This is a genomic window from Enterobacter sichuanensis (assembly GCF_002939185.1).
Taxonomy (GTDB): Bacteria; Pseudomonadota; Gammaproteobacteria; order Enterobacterales; family Enterobacteriaceae; genus Enterobacter; species Enterobacter sichuanensis.
The window spans coordinates 1-17,819 of sequence record NZ_POVL01000027.1 but is presented as its reverse complement, the minus strand read 5'-3'; the positions used below and the strand labels follow the sequence as shown (position 1 = coordinate 17,819).

The 17,819-nt window shown below is 55.0% G+C and carries 18 protein-coding genes; 9 read left to right on the top strand and 9 right to left on the bottom strand.

Translation table 11 applies throughout. The features are described from left to right. Positions 1-17: 17 nt before the first annotated feature. Positions 18-668 carry a nitrilase-related carbon-nitrogen hydrolase gene (locus C5687_RS13325; RefSeq protein ID WP_059386794.1) on the bottom strand — a complete coding sequence of 217 codons (651 nt, stop codon included), beginning with the start codon at positions 666-668 and terminating at the stop codon, positions 18-20. A 110-nt stretch (positions 669-778) separates the two neighbouring features. Beyond that, positions 779-1,009 carry a DNA polymerase III subunit theta gene (locus C5687_RS13320; RefSeq protein ID WP_104557097.1) on the bottom strand — a complete coding sequence of 77 codons (231 nt, stop codon included), beginning with the start codon at positions 1,007-1,009 and terminating at the stop codon, positions 779-781. 137 nt (positions 1,010-1,146) lie between these two features. Here C5687_RS13320 and yobA point away from each other — a divergent pair, with 137 nt between their 5' ends. The 3 genes from yobA to C5687_RS13305 are packed head-to-tail and all read left to right on the top strand — an operon-like array spanning position 1,147 to position 2,744. Further along, complete coding sequence (gene yobA, locus C5687_RS13315) at positions 1,147-1,518, top strand: CopC domain-containing protein YobA (RefSeq protein WP_025756909.1); 372 nt, start codon at positions 1,147-1,149, stop codon at positions 1,516-1,518. Position 1,519: 1 nt separating this feature from the next. Continuing rightward, complete coding sequence (gene copD / locus C5687_RS13310; protein ID WP_104557096.1) at positions 1,520-2,389, top strand: copper homeostasis membrane protein CopD; 870 nt, start codon at positions 1,520-1,522, stop codon at positions 2,387-2,389. A gap of 16 nt (positions 2,390-2,405) precedes the next feature. Continuing rightward, the gene (locus tag C5687_RS13305; RefSeq protein ID WP_104557095.1) at positions 2,406-2,744 is read left to right on the top strand and encodes a YebY family protein; all 339 of its coding nucleotides are present in this window, start codon (positions 2,406-2,408) and stop codon (positions 2,742-2,744) included. A gap of 407 nt (positions 2,745-3,151) precedes the next feature. Here C5687_RS13305 and C5687_RS13300 read toward each other — a convergent pair whose 3' ends face one another. Continuing rightward, positions 3,152-4,093, bottom strand: coding sequence for a VirK/YbjX family protein (locus C5687_RS13300; RefSeq protein WP_104557094.1), 942 nt, complete (start codon positions 4,091-4,093; stop codon positions 3,152-3,154). Between the two features lie 167 nt (positions 4,094-4,260). On the opposite strand from C5687_RS13300, the gene pphA reads away from it, so the two are divergent. Next, entirely contained in the window at positions 4,261-4,905 is a 645-nt protein-coding gene (gene pphA, locus C5687_RS13295) for a protein-serine/threonine phosphatase (RefSeq protein ID WP_104557093.1), read from the top strand. Between the two features lie 34 nt (positions 4,906-4,939). Here pphA and C5687_RS13290 read toward each other — a convergent pair whose 3' ends face one another. The 4 genes from C5687_RS13290 to yebS all read right to left on the bottom strand — a co-directional run bounded on the left by C5687_RS13290 (position 4,940) and on the right by yebS (position 10,690). Beyond that, entirely contained in the window at positions 4,940-5,179 is a 240-nt protein-coding gene (locus C5687_RS13290) for a YebV family protein (RefSeq protein WP_008500472.1), read from the bottom strand. Positions 5,180-5,284: 105 nt separating this feature from the next. After that, the gene (rsmF, locus tag C5687_RS13285) at positions 5,285-6,727 is read right to left on the bottom strand and encodes a 16S rRNA (cytosine(1407)-C(5))-methyltransferase RsmF (RefSeq protein ID WP_104557092.1); all 1,443 of its coding nucleotides are present in this window, start codon (positions 6,725-6,727) and stop codon (positions 5,285-5,287) included. Positions 6,728-6,804: 77 nt separating this feature from the next. Further along, on the bottom strand, positions 6,805-9,438 hold the full coding sequence (locus C5687_RS13280; RefSeq protein ID WP_059386800.1) for a PqiB family protein: 2,634 nt from the start codon (positions 9,436-9,438) through the stop codon (positions 6,805-6,807). Beyond that, the gene (yebS, locus tag C5687_RS13275) at positions 9,407-10,690 is read right to left on the bottom strand and encodes a membrane integrity lipid transport subunit YebS (protein WP_104557091.1); all 1,284 of its coding nucleotides are present in this window, start codon (positions 10,688-10,690) and stop codon (positions 9,407-9,409) included. The genes C5687_RS13280 and yebS overlap by 32 nt, the downstream gene beginning before the upstream one ends. Before the next feature lie 132 nt (positions 10,691-10,822). Between yebS and C5687_RS13270 the strand changes: the two genes are divergently transcribed. From C5687_RS13270 to htpX, 4 genes are all read left to right on the top strand, one after another. Further along, a complete protein-coding gene (locus C5687_RS13270) occupies positions 10,823-11,320 on the top strand; it encodes a GAF domain-containing protein (RefSeq protein ID WP_008500476.1) in 498 nt (165 codons plus the stop codon). Between the two features lie 96 nt (positions 11,321-11,416). Beyond that, on the top strand, positions 11,417-12,103 hold the full coding sequence (proQ, locus tag C5687_RS13265; protein ID WP_104557090.1) for an RNA chaperone ProQ: 687 nt from the start codon (positions 11,417-11,419) through the stop codon (positions 12,101-12,103). 19 nt (positions 12,104-12,122) lie between these two features. Further along, on the top strand, positions 12,123-14,171 hold the full coding sequence (gene prc / locus C5687_RS13260; protein ID WP_025756900.1) for a carboxy terminal-processing peptidase: 2,049 nt from the start codon (positions 12,123-12,125) through the stop codon (positions 14,169-14,171). Positions 14,172-14,364: 193 nt separating this feature from the next. Continuing rightward, complete coding sequence (htpX, locus tag C5687_RS13255) at positions 14,365-15,246, top strand: protease HtpX (protein ID WP_014884290.1); 882 nt, start codon at positions 14,365-14,367, stop codon at positions 15,244-15,246. Positions 15,247-15,295: 49 nt separating this feature from the next. Here htpX and C5687_RS13250 read toward each other — a convergent pair whose 3' ends face one another. After that, on the bottom strand, positions 15,296-16,669 hold the full coding sequence (locus C5687_RS13250) for an MFS transporter (protein WP_104557089.1): 1,374 nt from the start codon (positions 16,667-16,669) through the stop codon (positions 15,296-15,298). A gap of 178 nt (positions 16,670-16,847) precedes the next feature. Here C5687_RS13250 and kdgR point away from each other — a divergent pair, with 178 nt between their 5' ends. After that, positions 16,848-17,639 carry a DNA-binding transcriptional regulator KdgR gene (gene kdgR / locus C5687_RS13245; protein WP_025756898.1) on the top strand — a complete coding sequence of 264 codons (792 nt, stop codon included), beginning with the start codon at positions 16,848-16,850 and terminating at the stop codon, positions 17,637-17,639. Between the two features lie 65 nt (positions 17,640-17,704). Here the strand turns inward: kdgR and C5687_RS24605 are convergent. Then, on the bottom strand, positions 17,705-17,819 hold a 115-nt coding region (locus tag C5687_RS24605; RefSeq protein WP_238380477.1), incomplete at its 5' end, for a YobH family protein.

Genomic DNA, 17,819 nt, shown 5'->3' with positions numbered 1-17,819 from the left:
TCCTGAGCTTAAAACGCCTAGCCTAAAGGAATGATATCGCCTTGCCAACCCTGTCTGCCGAGCGAGCCCGTCAACAGTAACTCACCGTTATCCGCGCGGACAATCAGCTGGCCTTTATCATCCCACAGCGCGCTGCCGCTACCGGCATTCGCCATGAGCACAGCTATGGCATATTTATGCGCGAAGCGTTGAAGGGTGCTGATGGACTGTCGCCAGCGGTAATCCCGCACCGACTGACAGCTGGTGAAGAGTGTTGCCCTCGGGTCGAGATTCGGCGAATCGGCTTGTGCATCCATGATGCTCAGGTGTTTATCCCCCGGCATCAGGCTGGCACCGCTACCTTGCGGATAGCGCAAAACGCGCTGGCGAGAGGGGGTAAACAGCGCGAGGCCTTTCTGGCGCAGACCATTGCGCTCAACGGGGAGGCCGGCAATCACCGTAATCCGGTAAAAATGAGCCGCGTCAAGCAGGGGATCCAGCTGCGCGTCGCCGGGTGGGGGAGGTAGCGTCGACGTCCCGGATCCCGTTAATGAGAGTTCAGGGAAGACCAGCAAATCACACCGTTGCCGCGCGGCTTCCGCAATGAAGCGAAGGTGGTGCGTAACATGGTCATCGATACTCTGGTGCTGCCCGCCATACTGGGCTGCCGCTATATTCCAATGTGACATCGTGACTTCCTTATACACTGAGTCGCAGGGATTTAAGAATACACCTAATTTAATCAGGGTTTTCTTATCCTGCCAGATTCAGCGTAAGGAAGTGTAACGAGTCGTTAAGCTTATTTAACTTTAGGCTCGTACGGCAAACGGGAAAGATTGACCGAGGCGAGACGGTGGGCGATTAATCTTTCACGGAACCAGTCCCGCAGATGGGCAGGTTGTTCACGTTCAACAACTTCCGCCACGATGGGCATGTTGTAACGCTCTTTGAAAACGACGCCAGCGGCAGCGAGATCGACATTCACTTTATCCATCTCGTCCTGAGGAAGGGCGGCCAGATTGATCTTCATTACCTTCTCCTTATTATGCGGCGGCAACGTTACCGCGATTGCGCGACGATGACAAGCGGAGGCGGGATGATCCTCGACTCGTTTATTATACAGCGTTATTCTTTAGCATACAGACATAACAAAAAGGAATGATTGCGATGGGTTTCTCCGCTTCCCGCGCGGCATGCGCACTGGTTTTTCTCGCCTCTACAGTGATTTCTCCCTCGGTGCTTGCGCATGCGCATCTTCAACAGACTATCCCGGCGGCAGACAGCCAGGTGAGCGCACCGCAGAGCCTGACGCTGAATTTTTCGGAAGGTATCGAACCCGGTTTTAGCGGTGTAGTGGTAACGGATGCGCAAAAACAGGTCATCAGGGCCGGTACCGCTACGCGAGACGAAAAGAATAAAACTCAGCTTACCGTACCGCTGGAACAACCGCTGACGCCAGGGACTTACCAGGTCGACTGGCATGTGGTCTCGGTTGATGGCCATAAAACCAAAGGCAGCTATCACTTTAGCGTGAAATAGCATGCTGTCGCTGATTTACATCGGGTTGCGCTTTATCCACTTTGGGGCGCTGATGCTGGTTTTTGGCAATGCGCTTTACAGCGTCTGGTTTGCACCTTCCTCTCTCCAGCGTTTAATGTCACGGCGTTTTCAGGCGCAGCAGAAAGTGGCCTCCCTAATCAGCCTGGCGGCCGCACTTCTCATGTTTATGCTTCAGGGCGGATTGATGGGAAGCGGCTGGGGAGATGTGTTTGCCCCGCAGGTCTGGCAAAGCGTGTTGGGTACGCAGTTTGGTAGCGTCTGGCTGTGGCAGATTATTCTCGCGGCGATCGCGGTCGGCGCCGCATGGCTCGCGCCACTGAAAGGGTCGCGACTGCTGCTGCTGGCAATGGGGCAGCTTATCCTGCTGGCCGGGGTAGGACACGCGGCGATGCTGGAGGGGGCGATGGGGGCTTTGCAGCGTCTTAATCATGCTGTTCACCTGATCTGTGCCGCCACCTGGCTGGGGGGATTACTGCCGCTGCTGTTCTGCATGCGTCTGGCCAAAGGGCGCTGGCAGACTGCCGCCATCTACACCATGATGCGCTTCTCACGCGTGGGCCATTACGCCGTCGCCGGCGTGCTGCTCACCGGGGTGGTTAACGCGCTAATGATACTCGGCCTCCAGATTCCCTGGGAGGCTGGTTATGTACAGTTATTGTTGTTCAAATGTGCGCTGGTGGCGTTGATGGTGGTAATTGCGCTGGCAAATCGGTATTTTCTGGTGCCACGGTTCCGTCCGGAAACCGGACGGGCACAACAGATTTTTATCAGGATGACACAGGCAGAAGTGGTGCTGGGGGCGCTGGTACTGGCAACGGTAAGCCTGTTCGCCACCTGGGAACCCTTCTGACAAGGTTAAATATCATATGAAAAAGACAGTACTTTCTCTTGTATTGCTGGCCTGCGCGGGGAGCGCGCTTGCTGCACCACAGGTTATCACCGTCAGCCGTTTCGAAGTGGGTAAGGACAAATGGGCGTTTAATCGCGAAGAGGTGATGCTGACCTGCCGTCCGGGCCATGCGCTGTATGCCATCAACCCGAGTACGCTGGTGCAATACCCGCTGAATGATACCGCCGAGCAGCAGGTGGCCAGCGGGAAGAGTAGCGGGCAGCCTGTCAGCGTGATCCAGATTGACGATCCTTCCCACCCGGGGCAGAAGATGAGTCTGGCACCGTTTATTGAGCGCGCGGATAAGCTCTGCTAACGTTCAGGTTTCCAATAAAAAACCGCAGATGCTTGCGAAAGCACTGCGGTTTTTTTCGTTTAATGATGCTCTGACGCTTTTTTTCCAGCCGCTTTAACTGTTGACTGGAAAACCTGGCGTCGTCATCTATTCTTAAAAGGCAAGGCGACTTAGCCTGCATTAATGCCAACTTTTAGCGCACGGCTCTCTCCCAAGAGCCATTTCCCTGGACCGAATACAGGAATCGTATTCGGTCTCTTTTTATCTGTATGAAAGTGAAAGAATATTCCTGGTAATGTCTTTCTCATACAGCGCGCACTTCCTGTACGTCCAGCTAAAACATAACACAACACAGCATGCGGAAGTCCAGCCCTTTTTGCCTGTTTTGTTAAATTTTCGTGTCGCGTCAGTAAATGGCAATGCCGGGCTTAAAAGCGCGATTTAACGGACGCCTCAATTTCATCAAGCAGTTCAAAGCGACGGCGGTATTCGGCCCGCTTTTTACTGGCAATGTCCTCAAGGGATTTGCGCTCCATCTGCAGGGGGAGTTGCCAGCAGAAGGAGGAAAGTTTTTTACCGTCCAGCGATCCCCAGAACTCATCATAGCTGGCGTGGAAGTGGCGACCTTTACTGAGGCGATAGCGCAAGGCGCGGAAAACGTGTCCTTCATCGCTGACGGCAAAAATTGCCCGCACTGATGACTGTGCCGCCAGCTGGAAAATCACCTCCATCAGCAGCCGTTTTGGGAACAGACCGTGGCAGGCGCGGGTGGCCTGCTTAATGACATCCCGCGAGACGTTGCGGCGGGGGCCCTGAAGTCCACCTATCACGATGACCCGCTGGCCATTGCTGCGCGCAACGCTGAAGGTGAGGCTGGCAAGTAGCGTATTCTCGCTATCGCGCAGCCACAGCGTGCTTTCGCCTTCGCGCTCGGCTTTTCCGGCACAAGAGGCATTGACGGTATAGATCGCGTCGTTTTTGGCCCTGAACTGGACAATCACTTGCTCATGCGGGCTGGTCAGCGCCTGGACCAGGCCCTTCTCTTTCAGGCTATCAATCCAGTGATAGTGGTGAATGATAGCGTCAGCGCGATCGTTCGCCGTCAGGCCGCGCATCAGGTACTGCCGATGGGTCTTGCTCGGTAAGGTCACCTGAGAGGCCAGCAGTCTGTCGAAATCGTCGCGACCTACAAGGCTTTCCAGCATGCGATGGGTGGAGGACCAGAACAGAAGCGAACGCAGAAGGAACTTGAGGCGATATTCGCGTTTCTGCCAGATTGGCCCAGGAGTCCGTTTGCCTTTCACCAGCTCAGAAATAATATGTGTGCGATGTGGATAGAAAACATCGTTATGCAGTTCTGTATTAGACACGTGAAGGCCCTCGTTTTTATCTCCCCTTATTCTAAAGAGCCAGTAAAAAGTGATTAATAGTGCGCGGACCTTTATTTCCGTTTGGTTTAGCGTTTGTTTGATTTTGCGAGAGCCCTGGCGATCTTCGGTCATTTCTGCTGCGGCTATACTGTTAACAGGAGGGCCTTATGTACCAGCGAATAGAGGGGCGGATGTGGCGTCACATCTGGGTTGTTAGCGATATTCACGGTTGTTATCAGCGGCTTTTAGACGAGCTCAAATGCCGTCATTTTAACCCGTTTGAGGATTTACTGATTTCTGTGGGCGATTTGATTGATCGTGGTCCAGACAGTGTTAAATCATTACAGCTTATCAATGAAAAATGGTTTCGTGCCGTACGTGGCAACCACGAGCAAATGGCTCTCGACAGTCTGGATAATAACGATTTTTCTCTCTGGACGATGAATGGCGGAATGTGGTTTGCGCAACTTGAACGCGACCAGCAACAGCTCGCGCTGTCGTTACTCGAAGCCTGCCGCGATTTACCGCATATTATTGAGATAACCTGCGCTAACGGCCTGAATGTGATTGCCCATGCCGATTATCCGGCAGCAGAATACCGCTGGCAAAAACCGGTCAGCGCCCAGCGCGTTTTATGGGACCGCGATCGGCTGATGGGCTTTATGGTGGGTAAAGGGCAGGGTATCAGCGGCGCGGATCATTTCTGGTTCGGCCATACGCCCGTCGACAGACGGTATGATTTTAATAATCTTCATTACATTGATACGGGGGCCGTTTTTGACGGTTACTTTACGCTGGCGCAACTGCAGTAATAAATAACCCGCCTTCGGGCGGGTTCTCTTTAGGTCAGGCAAGGCGCATGACCCAGGCATCGGTTTTGCTATCGTAATGCTCACGGTAAAGGACAGAATGTTCGCCATCAAGTATTGCCGGGACGCTGGTGTCGGCATCCCACGCATCGAGTTGCATGCACAAATCCGGGTCTGATTTGCAGGGAATACTTAACGTTCGATCGCCTTGTGCTTCGCCGCGCAGTTCTGCGTCGTCGATTTCGAAAGCGCCAATACGCACGCTGGTTTTCGTCATAGTGCTCTCCGGGTCGGTTGTCAAAATCTGGTATGACCAGTACGGTCACCCATTTTTTATCGTAGACAAGGAGAGCAAAATCGCCAGTAAAAAAGTGCGCTTTTTTTAGTCGGTGCGATCGTTACCGGTAAACAGACGACCATCGCGGACCAGTTCGCGCGGATAACTGTTTTTTAGTCTGGAGCCGACCTTTTTTGCCAGTCCCAGCGGGTACCCCTGATACGTCACGATTGCTTCATCGCCTGCCGGGGTGCTCGCCGGGTAGACATCGCGACCGCGGTACCACTCCTCGGCTTCCTGATGCGTGAGGGCAAAAGTATTCTCGCACCCGGCAAGTGCGATGACGGCCTCGTGCTGCCAGCGGTAGCCTTTGTTATGCACTTCCGCCAGGCGGATCCCGATGCGCGAAAAACGCACTTTACCAATCAGCGGTTCGATATTCGCCGGGAAAAGCCAAACTTCTTTATCGCGCTGCCAGAGGTGCAGACTTTCATCCCATACCAGCCCAACCTGGCTGGCGGCCGCGATAAGCAGTGCGGCATCGCGACCTTTAAGAGGCGCAAACGGGAAAGTACCAACCTTGAATTTAGGTGCAGGGAGGGGAGCCACCGCCTGCGTTTTACGCAGACGCGCCACAAAGAACCCTTCACAGTCGTAAATCTGCGGGAAGACGTGAAGAAAACCTTCGGGGGTGACCGCTTCACCGGCTGAGGCAAACAGATCGTTCAGCGGCAGAAAGTCGACCGCATCCGGGTATTGCGCTTTCAGCCACAGACAGACGTCTTCGTTTTCATCGCGGTTGAGGGTGCAGGTGGAGTAAACCAGTGTGCCACCCGGGCGCAGGGCGTGAAAGGCGCTGTCGATCAGCTCGCGCTGTGTGGCGGCGATCTCAAGGTTGCTTTCCACCGACCAGTTCTTTAACGCATCAGGATCTTTACGCACCACCCCTTCGCCGGAGCAGGGGGCGTCCAGCAGAATGGCATCGAAAGCTTCCGGTAAGGCGGCGCCAAAGACGCGTCCGTCGAAGTGGGTGAGGGCAACATTATGAATACCGCAGCGGCTGATGTTGGCATGCAACACTTTCACCCGGCTGGCGGAAAACTCGTTGGCGAGGATCGCCCCCTGATTGCCCATACGGGCGGCAATTTGCGTGGTTTTCGAGCCAGGAGCCGCGGCAACATCCATTACGCGTTCAGGTGCTTTGCCATCCGCGAACAGGGCGGCAACCGGCAGCATCGAACTGGCTTCCTGAATATAGAACAGACCGCTCAGATGTTCAGCGGTACTGCCCAGCGGCACGTCATCTTCATCATCGCGCTCGATCCAGAACCCCTCAGCACACCACGGGACTGGCGTAAGCTGCCAGCGGTAGGGCGCGACCAGCGTCAGAAAATCATCGACGCTGATTTTCAGCGTGTTGACGCGGATACTGCGGCGCAGCGGACGCTGGCAGGCGGCAATAAAGTCGTCTAATGAGAGATGAGAGGGAAGCGCCTCGCGCATCTGCGCCAGGAATTGTTCAGGAAGAAATACGGAGTTTTGAGCCACGGGCACACCACAGGGAAAAGTTCAGGTGCGCAGTGTAACATAAAGGCTCCGGCGCGTTGACACCGGAGCCTTTCAGATTAACGCGGCAGGGCCGTTCCCCACTCACGCCACTCTTTTGGTTCACTTTCAAGCAGCAGGAAGTGTTTACCCGGCTGCGCTTTCGGCGCCAGCGGCGTTCCCGGCGGCGTGGCAAAGGCAATGCCACCGCGAATGAACTGATTGAAGGTGCCGGTTTTCACCACCCCTCCTGTCAGGCCGAAGTCCAGTGAATAGCCGGATGCCAGCCAGAATACCGAGTTGTTGCGGACAAGGTGCTGGTAACGTTCGCTGATGCGTAACGCCACCATCACGCGGTCGGAGAGTGTACCGAGCGTCAGGCCCGTAACCGTCCCCACCTCAATGCCGCGGAACAGGACCGGCGTACCGATGCTCAGCGATCCGGCTTCCGGCACTTCCACCACAATGCTCAGACCCCCCAGGTAGCGCGAGTCAGTGATTGTGGCTTCCTGCAGTTCAAAATCACGACGCGCATTGCCCTGGCCGGGCTCAACGTTGATATACGGCTGCAGGATGGTGTCGAGATGTTCCACGCCCGCGGCCGAAATCTGCGGTGTGACGACGGAGAAGCGTGAACCCGTGCGCGCAAAGGTCTGCACATATTCCGGATACAGCACGGCGGTGGCCTGCACCTCGTTGCGCGAGGTGATGAGCGTCAGCTTCTGGATCTGCCCGATATCAATGCCCAGATAGCGGATTGGCATGCCTTCCGCCAGCTTACCGGCATCAAACGCGTGCAGGGTAATTTGCCCTCCCACGGCACGCGCGGCGGTTTCCGACGGGAAGAGAATACGCTTATCGCCTTTACGCAGATTGGCACCCGCACCGCTGAGATTATCGAAGCTAATCGCGCCGCGCAGCGCGCGTGAGAGCGGGGAAGCCTGCACGGTCAGCCCATTACCGTTGAGCTGAACTTTCGCGCCACCTTCGGCCCAGAAGACGCTGTTTGGCGTCAGCAGCTTGCGGTACTCGGGCTTGATATGCAGCTCGATATCAAACGCGTCCGCACGTGGGCGAACGGTGATCACTTCCCCGACTTCAAACTTGCGGTAGAGCACAACGGAACCTGCCTGTACGTCCGGCAGCGTCTCGGCGCTTAATGTCAGCGTGGTGGTAGGAAGATCGCTCAGGCTGTTCTCAATCGCTTTTTCGAGGTTCGCGTATAGCGGGTAGCTGTCGCGCACGGGGCCTTTATCGCCCGGCAAAATGCGGATGCCGCCGTTAACCCATTCGCTGGCGCTGGCACCGAGGAACTCCACGCCGTCCAGACCTACCTTGACGTCGACGCGACTGTTCACCACGAATTTACTGTCGCCGTGCACCAGGTCGCTATATTGCGGATCGATGGCGACCGAGAAGCTCACGCCACTCGCAGAGAGCGTACGCTCCAGCACCTGACCCACCTGCACGCCATGCAAAATCAACGGCTGTCCGGCTTCGATACCGTAACTTTCCGGGGCATTGAGCGTGACCGTCACCACCCCCGGTTTTTGCAGCAGGGCTTTATCCGCCGGGGCAACGACGAAGCTGTTGCTGGGTTGACCTTCACCGGGGATCAGCTCAAACGTATTGCCGGTGAGCAGGGTGCTGATGTTGGCGTCGTTCAGGGAGAGCTTCGGACTGCGCATTTCGATACGTGTCTTCTCGCGCAGGAGATCGACCACGCTCGGATCGACCGTCATCTCGCCGGTGACCGAGCCGCCCGGATTGAGGGTCATTTTGGTGAGCTGACCCACCTGCAGCCCCTGATACATCAGCGGCGTTGAGCCGGCTTTTAGCCCTTTCGCATCGGGCAGGGCCAGTTTGACAATCACCCCGCGCTGGCTGTGCGCCAGGTCAGCGTATAACCCGAACGTGTCGTCGGCGGTGGCCGGGCTTGAGTTTTCCGGGGAATCAAAGGCAATGGCGCCATTCACCAGTGCCGCCAGACTCTCCAGCTTCACCTTCGCACCGCTCAGGCTGAGATCGGCATCCACTCCGGAGACGTTCCAGAAGCGGCTGCCTTTTTTCACCAGGTTGGTGAAGCGACGTTCGATCAGCACATCAATGGTGACGCCCTGTTTGTTCGGGTTAATGGCGTAGTCGTACACGCGGCCAACCGGGATTTTACGGAAATAGACCAGGGAGCCACTGTTCAGCGAGCCGAGATCCGGCGCCTGCAGATGGATCATCAAATCGCCGTTATTGAGACGGTATTTGGGCTGGGTATCCAGCGCAACAAAGTGATCCTGGGGCTCACCTTTGCCCGGCATCATGCCGATATAGTTACCGCCCACCAGCGCATCCAGCCCGGAGACACCGGCCAGCGAGGCTTTCGGGGTCACCAGCCAGAACTGCGTTTCGCTGCGCAGGGCATCCTGCATGTCAGATTTGATACTGACCCGCACCTGGATCTTGTTCAGCCCTTTTCCAAGGGAGATGTCCTGAACCGTACCGACTTCGACCCCCTGGAAGCGAACAGGGGTTCGCCCGGCAACGATGCCGTCAGCGGTCTGGAAATCGATGGTCACAGTGCTTCCGCGATCTTCATAGCTCGTCCAGATAAGCCAGCCCGCAATCATCAGCGCGATGACAGGCAGCAACCAGAATGGCGAAATGCGGCGTTTAGTTTTAATTCTCGCTTCAGTCGGCGAAGCGGGGGTTTCCTGACTCATGTGCATCCCAAAGTAAGCGGCTATCCAGCCATTCCACAGCAAGAATAGTCAATATCACCGCAGAGCCGAAATAAAAAGCCGCGGGTCCCATTGTAAAAGCAAGTAGCTGGTCGCGATTGATGAGCGACATCATCAGCGAAATCACAAACAGATCCAACATTGACCAGCGGCCAATCCAGGTCACGAATCGCAGAAGCAGAATACGGGTGCGCAAACCTTGCTCACATTTAAAATGAATACTGATGAGCAGGGTAAACATCACGATCACTTTCGTAAACGGCACCAGAATACTGGCGATAAAGACGATTGCCGCCACGCCGATGTTGCTGTGTGCAAGCGAGATGATCCCCGAGAGAATGGTATCTTCCTGACGTCCGCCATTCACATAGATGATGGAGATGGGCAGCATATTGGCCGGGATCAGGAAGACCAGAGAGGCAATCAGCGCGGCCCAGCATTTCTGCAGACTGTTATTGCGCCGCAGCCGCAACGGGATATGGCACCGCGGGCAGCGGCCGCGCGCGTCGGGAAAGCCGGTATAGTGGCAGCCCAGACAAACCCGAAGATTCTCATCGGGGCGGGTCGCGGGGCGCTGAGGGTAAAAGCGCTCCCAGAGCTGCTCCACATTCAGATGGATCAGCGTCAGGATACTGAGCAAGACCAGACAAATGAAGGCAAACAGCCCGACGCCCGGCTGCAGAAACGCATAATCCTGTACCTTTATTGACGCCACGCCCACGCCCACCAGGTAGATATCCAGCATCACCCACTCTTTCAGCTTTTCCAGCATCAGCAGCACCGGGCGCAGGTTCATGCCCAGAATGTTGCCAAACCAGAGATAAGCAATGGCGGCGACCAGCACCAGCGGTGCGCCAACGGTGCAGAACAGCACCATGGCCGCGGTCAGTGGATCGCCCTGACGCGTCATTTGCCAGATCCCCTGCAGCACGTTGGCGTCGATACGCACGCCGAGCAGGTAAAGTTTGAGCAGCGGCTCGCTCCAGGCAAACGGCATCAGCAGAAGCATGGTGACCGCCATGGCGGCGAGGCGGGTTAACGACCAGTCGCGGCCGTCACGGATTTTGGCGTCGCAGCGGGGACAAAAGGCACTTTGGTGCGATTTCATCTTCGGCAACATAAAAAGCGTATCGCACTGAGGGCAACGCTGATAATGTGCACGGGGCAAAGCCTGGCTTACCGTATGGACAGTTATCTTTTTTTTCGGCGTAATTTTGGTTGTTTTTAAGGCCATCAGCTGCGCACAAATAAGTATTGTTGAAAGTTATAATAACTCATGAACGGATTCATCTTGAGCATGAGCGCATTTAATGCTTATTTTAATAGGCTATGCGGTAATTTTGTAAGACAACTAAGTGATTGAATAATGAACAAAACAGAATTCTACGCGGATCTGAACCGCGATTTTAAGGCATTGATGGCGGGTGAGACCAGCTTCTTAGCCACTCTGGCAAATACTAGCGCATTGCTGTTTGAACGTCTCTCTGACGTGAACTGGGCTGGCTTTTACCTCCTGGAAGGGGAAACGCTGGTGCTTGGCCCGTTCCAGGGCAAACTGGCCTGCGTGCGCATTCCAGTTGGTCGTGGTGTCTGCGGCACCGCGGTGGCTGAGAATCAGGTACAGCGTGTGGAAGATGTGCATGCGTTTGACGGTCACATTGCCTGTGATGCCGCCAGTAATTCTGAAATCGTTCTGCCGCTGGTGGTAAAAAATCAGATTATTGGCGTTCTGGACATCGACAGTACGGTCTTCAGTCGCTTTACAACCGAGGACGAACAGGGGCTGCGCGAGCTGGTGGCGAATCTGGAAAACGTACTCGCAGCAACCGATTATCAAAAATTCTTTGCGAGCGTCGCAGGATAATCAACGGATAACGTAGCATTTACGGATAGCGTCATTATAATGACGCCTGTTCATGCCTGCGCTTGTTGGCAACGTCCGTTGTAATCAGGAAATTTCATGGAAAATCAACCTAAGTTGAATAGCAGTAAAGAAGTTATCGCATTTCTGGCCGAGCGTTTCCCACAGTGCTTCAGCGCTGAAGGCGAAGCTCGTCCCCTGAAAGTCGGTATTTTTCAGGATCTGGTAGCGCGCGTTGAGGGGGAAATGAACCTCAGCAAAACTCAGCTGCGTTCCGCCTTACGTCTTTATACTTCGAGCTGGCGTTATCTGTACGGTATCAAACCGGGCGCGACCCGTGTGGATCTCGACGGCAATCCTTGTGGTGAGCTGGACGAGCAGCACGTAGAGCACGCGCGTAAACAGCTGGAAGAAGCCAAAGCACGCGTTCAGGCACAACGTGCTGAACAGCAAGCGAAAAAACGTGAAGCCGCAGCGGCTAATGGTCAGGAAGACGCGCCTCGTCGCGAGCGTAAACCTCGTCCTGCGCCACGTCGCAACGACAACAACGATCGCAAACCGCGTGCTGACAAACCAGCAGCTCAAGCCCCGCGCGCCCCTCGTGAAGAGCCGCGCCACACTCCAGTTTCTGACATTAACGCTCTGAGCGTAGGTCAGGCACTGAAGGTGAAAGCGGGTAACAATGCTATGGACGCCACCGTACTGGAAATCACCAAAGATGGCGTCCGTGTACAGCTGACTTCTGGTATGTCAATGATTGTACGCGCAGAACACTTGTTGTTCTGAAACGGAGGCCAAGCCTGGCATGAACACTTTTTTTAAGCTCACCGCGCTGGCGGGCCTGTTTGCCATAACAGGTCATGCTTTTGCAGTGGACGATATCACCCGTGTTGATCAAATTCCGGTACTCAAGGAAGAGACGCAGCACGCGACGGTGAGCGAGCGCGTGACCTCACGTTTTACCCGTTCGCACTATCGTCAGTTCGATCTCGATCAGGCCTTCTCGGCCAAAATCTTTGACCGCTATCTGAACTTGCTGGATTACAGCCATAACGTTTTGCTCGCCAGTGATGTCGAGCAGTTCGCTAAGCGTAAATCCGAGGTGGGTGACGAGTTGCGTTCAGGCAAGCTGGATCTGTTCTACGATCTCTACAACCTGTCGCAAAAGCGCCGCTTCGAACGCTATCAGTACGCGCTGAAAGTGCTGGAACGTCCGATGGACTTTACCGGCAACGACACCTTTAATCTGGACCGCAGTAAAGCACCCTGGCCGAAAGATGAAGCCGAGTTGAATGCGCTGTGGGACGGCAAAGTGAAATACGACGAACTGAGCCTGAAGCTCACGGGCAAAGATGAAAAAGAGATCCGTGACACGCTGACGCGCCGTTACAAATTTGCCATTCGTCGTCTGGCGCAGACCAACAGTGAGGACGTCTTCTCGCTGGCCATGACGGCCTTTGCGCACGAAATCGATCCGCACACCAACTATCTCTCTCCGCGCAACACCGAACAGTTCAATACTGAAATGAGCCTGTCTCTGGAAGGTATCGGCGCGGTGCTGCAGATGGATGATGATTACACGGTGATCAATTCGATGGTCGCAGGTGGTCCGGCATCCAAGAGTAAAGCGATCAGCGTCGGCGATCGTATTGTCGGTGTGGGTCAAACCGGCCAGAACATGGTTGATGTGATCGGCTGGCGTCTTGATGACGTGGTTGCGCTGATCAAAGGCCCGAAAGGCAGCAAGGTTCGTCTGGAAATTCTGCCAGCCGGAAAAGGTACCAAAACCCGTATCGTTACCCTGACCCGTGAGCGTATCCGTCTGGAAGACCGCGCGGTGAAAATGTCGGTGAAAACCGTGGGTAAAGAGAAGGTGGGAGTCCTGGATATTCCGGGCTTCTATGTGGGGCTGACCGACGATGTGAAAGTGCAGCTGCAGAAGCTTGAAAAGCAGAACGTCAGCAGCGTAATTATCGACCTGCGCAGTAACGGCGGCGGTGCGCTGACGGAAGCGGTTTCACTCTCTGGACTGTTTATTCCTTCTGGTCCGGTGGTTCAGGTCCGCGATAATAACGGTAAAGTCCGTGAAGATGCCGACAACGACGGCGTGGTTTACTACAAAGGCCCGCTGGTGGTCCTGGTTGACCGCTTCAGTGCGTCCGCGTCTGAAATCTTTGCCGCTGCCATGCAGGATTACGGTCGCGCGCTGATTGTGGGCGAACCGACGTTCGGTAAAGGGACCGTTCAGCAGTACCGTTCCCTGAACCGTATTTACGATCAGATGCTGCGTCCGGAATGGCCAGCGCTGGGGTCGGTTCAGTACACCATTCAGAAATTCTACCGCGTGAATGGCGGCAGTACGCAGCGTAAAGGCGTGACGCCAGACATCATCATGCCGACAGGCACGGAAGAGACGGAAACCGGCGAGAAGTTTGAAGATAACGCCTTGCCGTGGGACAGCATCAATGCCGCGACCTATGTCAAAGCCGGTGATATGACCCAGTTTGGTCCGGAATTGCTGAAAGACCATAACGAACGCATCGCGAAAGATCCTGAGTTCCAGTACATCATGAAGGACATTGCTCGCTTCAATGCCATGAAGGATAAACGGAATATTGTTTCTCTGAACTACGCTCAGCGTGAGAAAGAGAACAACGAGGATGACGCAACCCGTCTGGCGCGTATCAACGACCGCTTCAAACGCGAAGGCAAGCCGTTGCTCAAGAAACTGGACGATCTGCCTAAAGATTACCAGGAGCCGGATCCGTATCTGGACGAGACGGTGCATATCGCACTTGACCTGGCGAATCTGGAAAAAGAGAAGCCAGCCGAGCAGCCCGCTCCGGCAAAATAATCTCCCAACAGGCACAAGAGATTGTGCCTGTTTCTTTTTGTTCTGCATCCTTCCGTCAGCCAGCTTTCCAATTGTGTAAAGTTGTGTCTTTCTGGTGACTTACGCCCGCCGGATGCTTGAAAATAGCCGTAATACCCATACGATGTGGGTAATCGCATAGTGCGTTTTGTTAAACTGAGGTAAAAAGAAAATTATGATGCGAATCGCGCTCTTCCTGCTCACCAACCTGGCGGTGATGGTGGTTTTCGGGCTCGTGCTAAGCCTGACAGGAATTCAGTCGAGCAGCGTTCAGGGTCTGTTGATTATGGCGCTGCTGTTTGGTTTTGGTGGCTCTTTCATTTCCCTGCTGATGTCGAAGTGGATGGCACTGAAATCGGTAGGCGGTGAGGTCATTGAGCAACCGCGTAACGATATGGAACAGTGGCTGATGAATACGGTGGCGCAGCAATCCCGTCAGGCCGGGATCGCCATGCCGCAGGTCGCCATTTACCATGCTCCGGATATTAACGCTTTCGCCACGGGTGCCCGTCGTGATGCGTCACTGGTTGCCGTCAGCACCGGTCTGCTGCAGAACATGAGCCGTGACGAAGCCGAAGCGGTTATTGCCCACGAGATCAGCCATATTGCCAACGGCGACATGGTGACCATGACCCTGATTCAGGGCGTGGTGAACACCTTCGTTATCTTCATCTCCCGTATTCTGGCGCAGATTGCGGCAGGTTTTATGGGGGGGAACCGCGACGAAGGCGAAGAGAGCAACGGTAACCCGCTGATCTACTTTGCCGTCTCAATGGTGCTGGAGCTGGTATTCGGTATTCTGGCCAGTATCATCACCATGTGGTTCTCACGTCACCGTGAATTCCACGCGGATGCCGGCTCTGCGAAGCTGGTCGGTCGTGAGAAGATGATTGCTGCCCTGCAGCGTCTGAAAACCAGCTACGAGCCGCAGGAAGCGAACAGCATGATGGCCTTCTGCATCAACGGTAAATCAAAATCGCTGAGCGAGCTGTTTATGTCTCACCCGCCGCTGGATAAGCGTATTGAAGCGCTGCGCAGTGGGGAATACCTGAAGTAAGTAAAGCAGCGTACTAAGCCGGGCAGGAGACCACTCCGCCCGGCTTTTTTTATGCCTGAACCCTGGGCTGGGTCACCCGCAGGCCGCTGACGATAGCCGCAAGGGTGGCAAGTACACCGGCGGTGAGAAGTGCAACATGGTTGCCGTTCTGGCCAGCGAGGTTAAACATCAGGGCGACCAGCGCCGCACCGGTGCTTTGTCCCAACAGACGCGCGGTCCCCAGCATGCCGCTGGCCCCACCGCTGCGATGACGCGGTGCCGAAGTAATTATGGTGTGGTTGTTAGGGGATTGGAACAGGCCAAACCCCGCTCCGCACAGCACCATGCGCCAGATGATATCAAGGTCTGAAGGCGACGACGGCAGCAGTGCTAGCGCGAAAAGCCCCGTCGCCATCACCGCCAGCCCCAGCGCACCCAACAAACCGGCGTGAACGCGTTCGATCAGATAGCCCGCCAGCGGGGCCATCACCATTGTTGCCAGTGGCCACGGGGTTAACAGCAGCCCGGTCTCTACTTCTGAACGTCCGACCACACTTTGCAGGAAGAACGGCAGCGAAACCAGGGCCAGCATCTGCGCGCAGAACGAACAGACAGAGGTGCATATGGAGAGTGAAAAGAGGGGGATCCGCAGCAGATCAACCGGCAGTAAAGGCACCGGCAGAGCAAGCTGGCGGCGAACAAAGAAGAAGCCTGTCACCAGCAGCGCGAGGAGTTCCACCCCGGTAAGCATCAACGATTGCCCCTGCGCAAAACCGCTCAGGGCGGTGATCAGCAGACCAAAGGTGAGGGCATTCATCACCGCGCTCGCCACGTCGAAGCGCGGCATGGTGCTTTTCGGGCCGTTCGCGGGAAGAAAACGCAGGGCAAAGAAGATGGCCACCATTCCCAAAGGCACGTTTATGGCAAACAGCCATTTCCAGGACGCAACGGACAGGATCGCCGCCGCGATGGTTGGCCCGGCAGCGGAAGAGACGGCGACAATAAACGAGTTTATCCCCATCCCGCGGCCCAGATGGCGCTGCGGATAAATTAAGCGGATCAGCGCTGTGTTGACGCTCATGAGCGCCGCGCCGCCAAAACCTTGCGCAATGCGCGCCAGCGTCAGGGTATGCAGTGAATCCGACAGGGCGCATAACAATGAGGTGAGAGTGAAAACCACCAGACCGCACTGATACACCCGACGGTAACCGAACATATCGCCGAGGAATGAGAACGAAAGCAGCGAAACCACAATCGCAATCTGGTAGGCGTTAACAATCCATATCGAACTGGCCGGGGAGGCATGCAGGTCGCTGGCGATGGTTGGCAGGGCAACGTTTGCAATGGCGCCGTCAAGGACGGCCATTGAGATACCAATAATGATGGTTGCTATCGCGCCATAGCGCTGGGGTAAAGGCAGACCATCGGAAAGATTCTTTTCCATCAGGAGTAAAAAGCTCAGCGTGAAATTATTCTCAGGGTAACTATTTTAGCACTGTTACTGGCGCGATATGTCGCAGATTTGTAACGAAGTAAACGGGGACTGATTGCAGGTGACATGACGGGAACTTATAATAAAAACCGGTTCTGATTTTTATAAAACACTCTCTATGAGGTGGTAAATGGCTATTGCGGATTTGGATAAACAGCCAGATTCTGTTTCTTCCGTGCTGAAGGTGTTTGGCATCTTACAGGCGCTCGGGGAAGAGCGTGAGATTGGTATTACAGAGTTGTCGCAGCGTGTGATGATGTCGAAAAGCACCGTTTATCGCTTTTTGCAAACCATGAAGTCACTGGGGTACGTTGCCCAGGAAGGCGAGTCTGAAAAATACTCTCTGACGCTGAAACTGTTCGAGCTGGGCGCCCGTGCATTGCAAAATGTTGACCTGATCCGCAGCGCTGATATTCAGATGCGTGAAATCTCGCGTCTGACCAAAGAGACCATCCATCTCGGCGCGCTGGATGAAGACAGCATTGTTTACATCCATAAAATCGACTCCATGTATAACCTGCGTATGTATTCACGCATTGGACGTCGCAACCCGCTCTACAGTACCGCTATCGGTAAGGTTCTGCTGGCGTGGCGCGATCGCGATGAGGTGAAGCAGATCCTCGAGGGCGTGGAGTACAAACGCAGCACTGAACGAACCATAACCAATACGGATGCGCTGTTAACGGTGCTCGATCAGGTGCGTGAGCAGGGGTATGGCGAGGATAACGAAGAACAGGAAGAAGGGCTGCGCTGCATCGGCGTGCCGGTGTTTGACCGCTTTGGTGTGGTGATTGCGGGCCTGAGTATCTCTTTCCCGACCCTGCGCTTCTCCGAAGAGCGTCTGCACGAGTACGTAGCGATTCTGCACACGGCCGCGCGTAAAATTTCTGAACAGATGGGTTATCACGACTACCCGTTTTAATCGTTGTTAGCATAAAAAACGCCGCATCTGTTGCGGCGTTTTTGTGTCTGAGGCCAGGAGAGGGGTTAGCCATTATCAATGACAACGGACGTTTTACGCAGCACAGGGCAGTTGGTTAAACCAATAATCCCGCTGTCAGTATGCAGATATTGCGCCGTGCTCAGTCCTTGCGCGGTTAAG

Coding starts and splice junctions, on each gene's coding strand:
- kdgR (WP_025756898.1), top strand. CDS start 16,848: ATGGCTATTGCGGATTTGGATAAACAGCCAGATTCTGTTTCTTCCGTG.
- C5687_RS13280 (WP_059386800.1), bottom strand. CDS start 9,438: ATGAGTCAGGAAACCCCCGCTTCGCCGACTGAAGCGAGAATTAAAACT.
- C5687_RS13325 (WP_059386794.1), bottom strand. CDS start 668: ATGTCACATTGGAATATAGCGGCAGCCCAGTATGGCGGGCAGCACCAG.
- C5687_RS13290 (WP_008500472.1), bottom strand. CDS start 5,179: ATGACGAAAACCAGCGTGCGTATTGGCGCTTTCGAAATCGACGACGCA.
- yebS (WP_104557091.1), bottom strand. CDS start 10,690: ATGGCCTTAAAAACAACCAAAATTACGCCGAAAAAAAAGATAACTGTC.
- C5687_RS13305 (WP_104557095.1), top strand. CDS start 2,406: ATGAAAAAGACAGTACTTTCTCTTGTATTGCTGGCCTGCGCGGGGAGC.
- prc (WP_025756900.1), top strand. CDS start 12,123: ATGAACACTTTTTTTAAGCTCACCGCGCTGGCGGGCCTGTTTGCCATA.
- yobA (WP_025756909.1), top strand. CDS start 1,147: ATGGGTTTCTCCGCTTCCCGCGCGGCATGCGCACTGGTTTTTCTCGCC.
- htpX (WP_014884290.1), top strand. CDS start 14,365: ATGATGCGAATCGCGCTCTTCCTGCTCACCAACCTGGCGGTGATGGTG.
- C5687_RS13320 (WP_104557097.1), bottom strand. CDS start 1,009: ATGAAGATCAATCTGGCCGCCCTTCCTCAGGACGAGATGGATAAAGTG.
- copD (WP_104557096.1), top strand. CDS start 1,520: ATGCTGTCGCTGATTTACATCGGGTTGCGCTTTATCCACTTTGGGGCG.
- C5687_RS13250 (WP_104557089.1), bottom strand. CDS start 16,669: ATGGAAAAGAATCTTTCCGATGGTCTGCCTTTACCCCAGCGCTATGGC.
- proQ (WP_104557090.1), top strand. CDS start 11,417: ATGGAAAATCAACCTAAGTTGAATAGCAGTAAAGAAGTTATCGCATTT.
- C5687_RS13270 (WP_008500476.1), top strand. CDS start 10,823: ATGAACAAAACAGAATTCTACGCGGATCTGAACCGCGATTTTAAGGCA.
- pphA (WP_104557093.1), top strand. CDS start 4,261: ATGTACCAGCGAATAGAGGGGCGGATGTGGCGTCACATCTGGGTTGTT.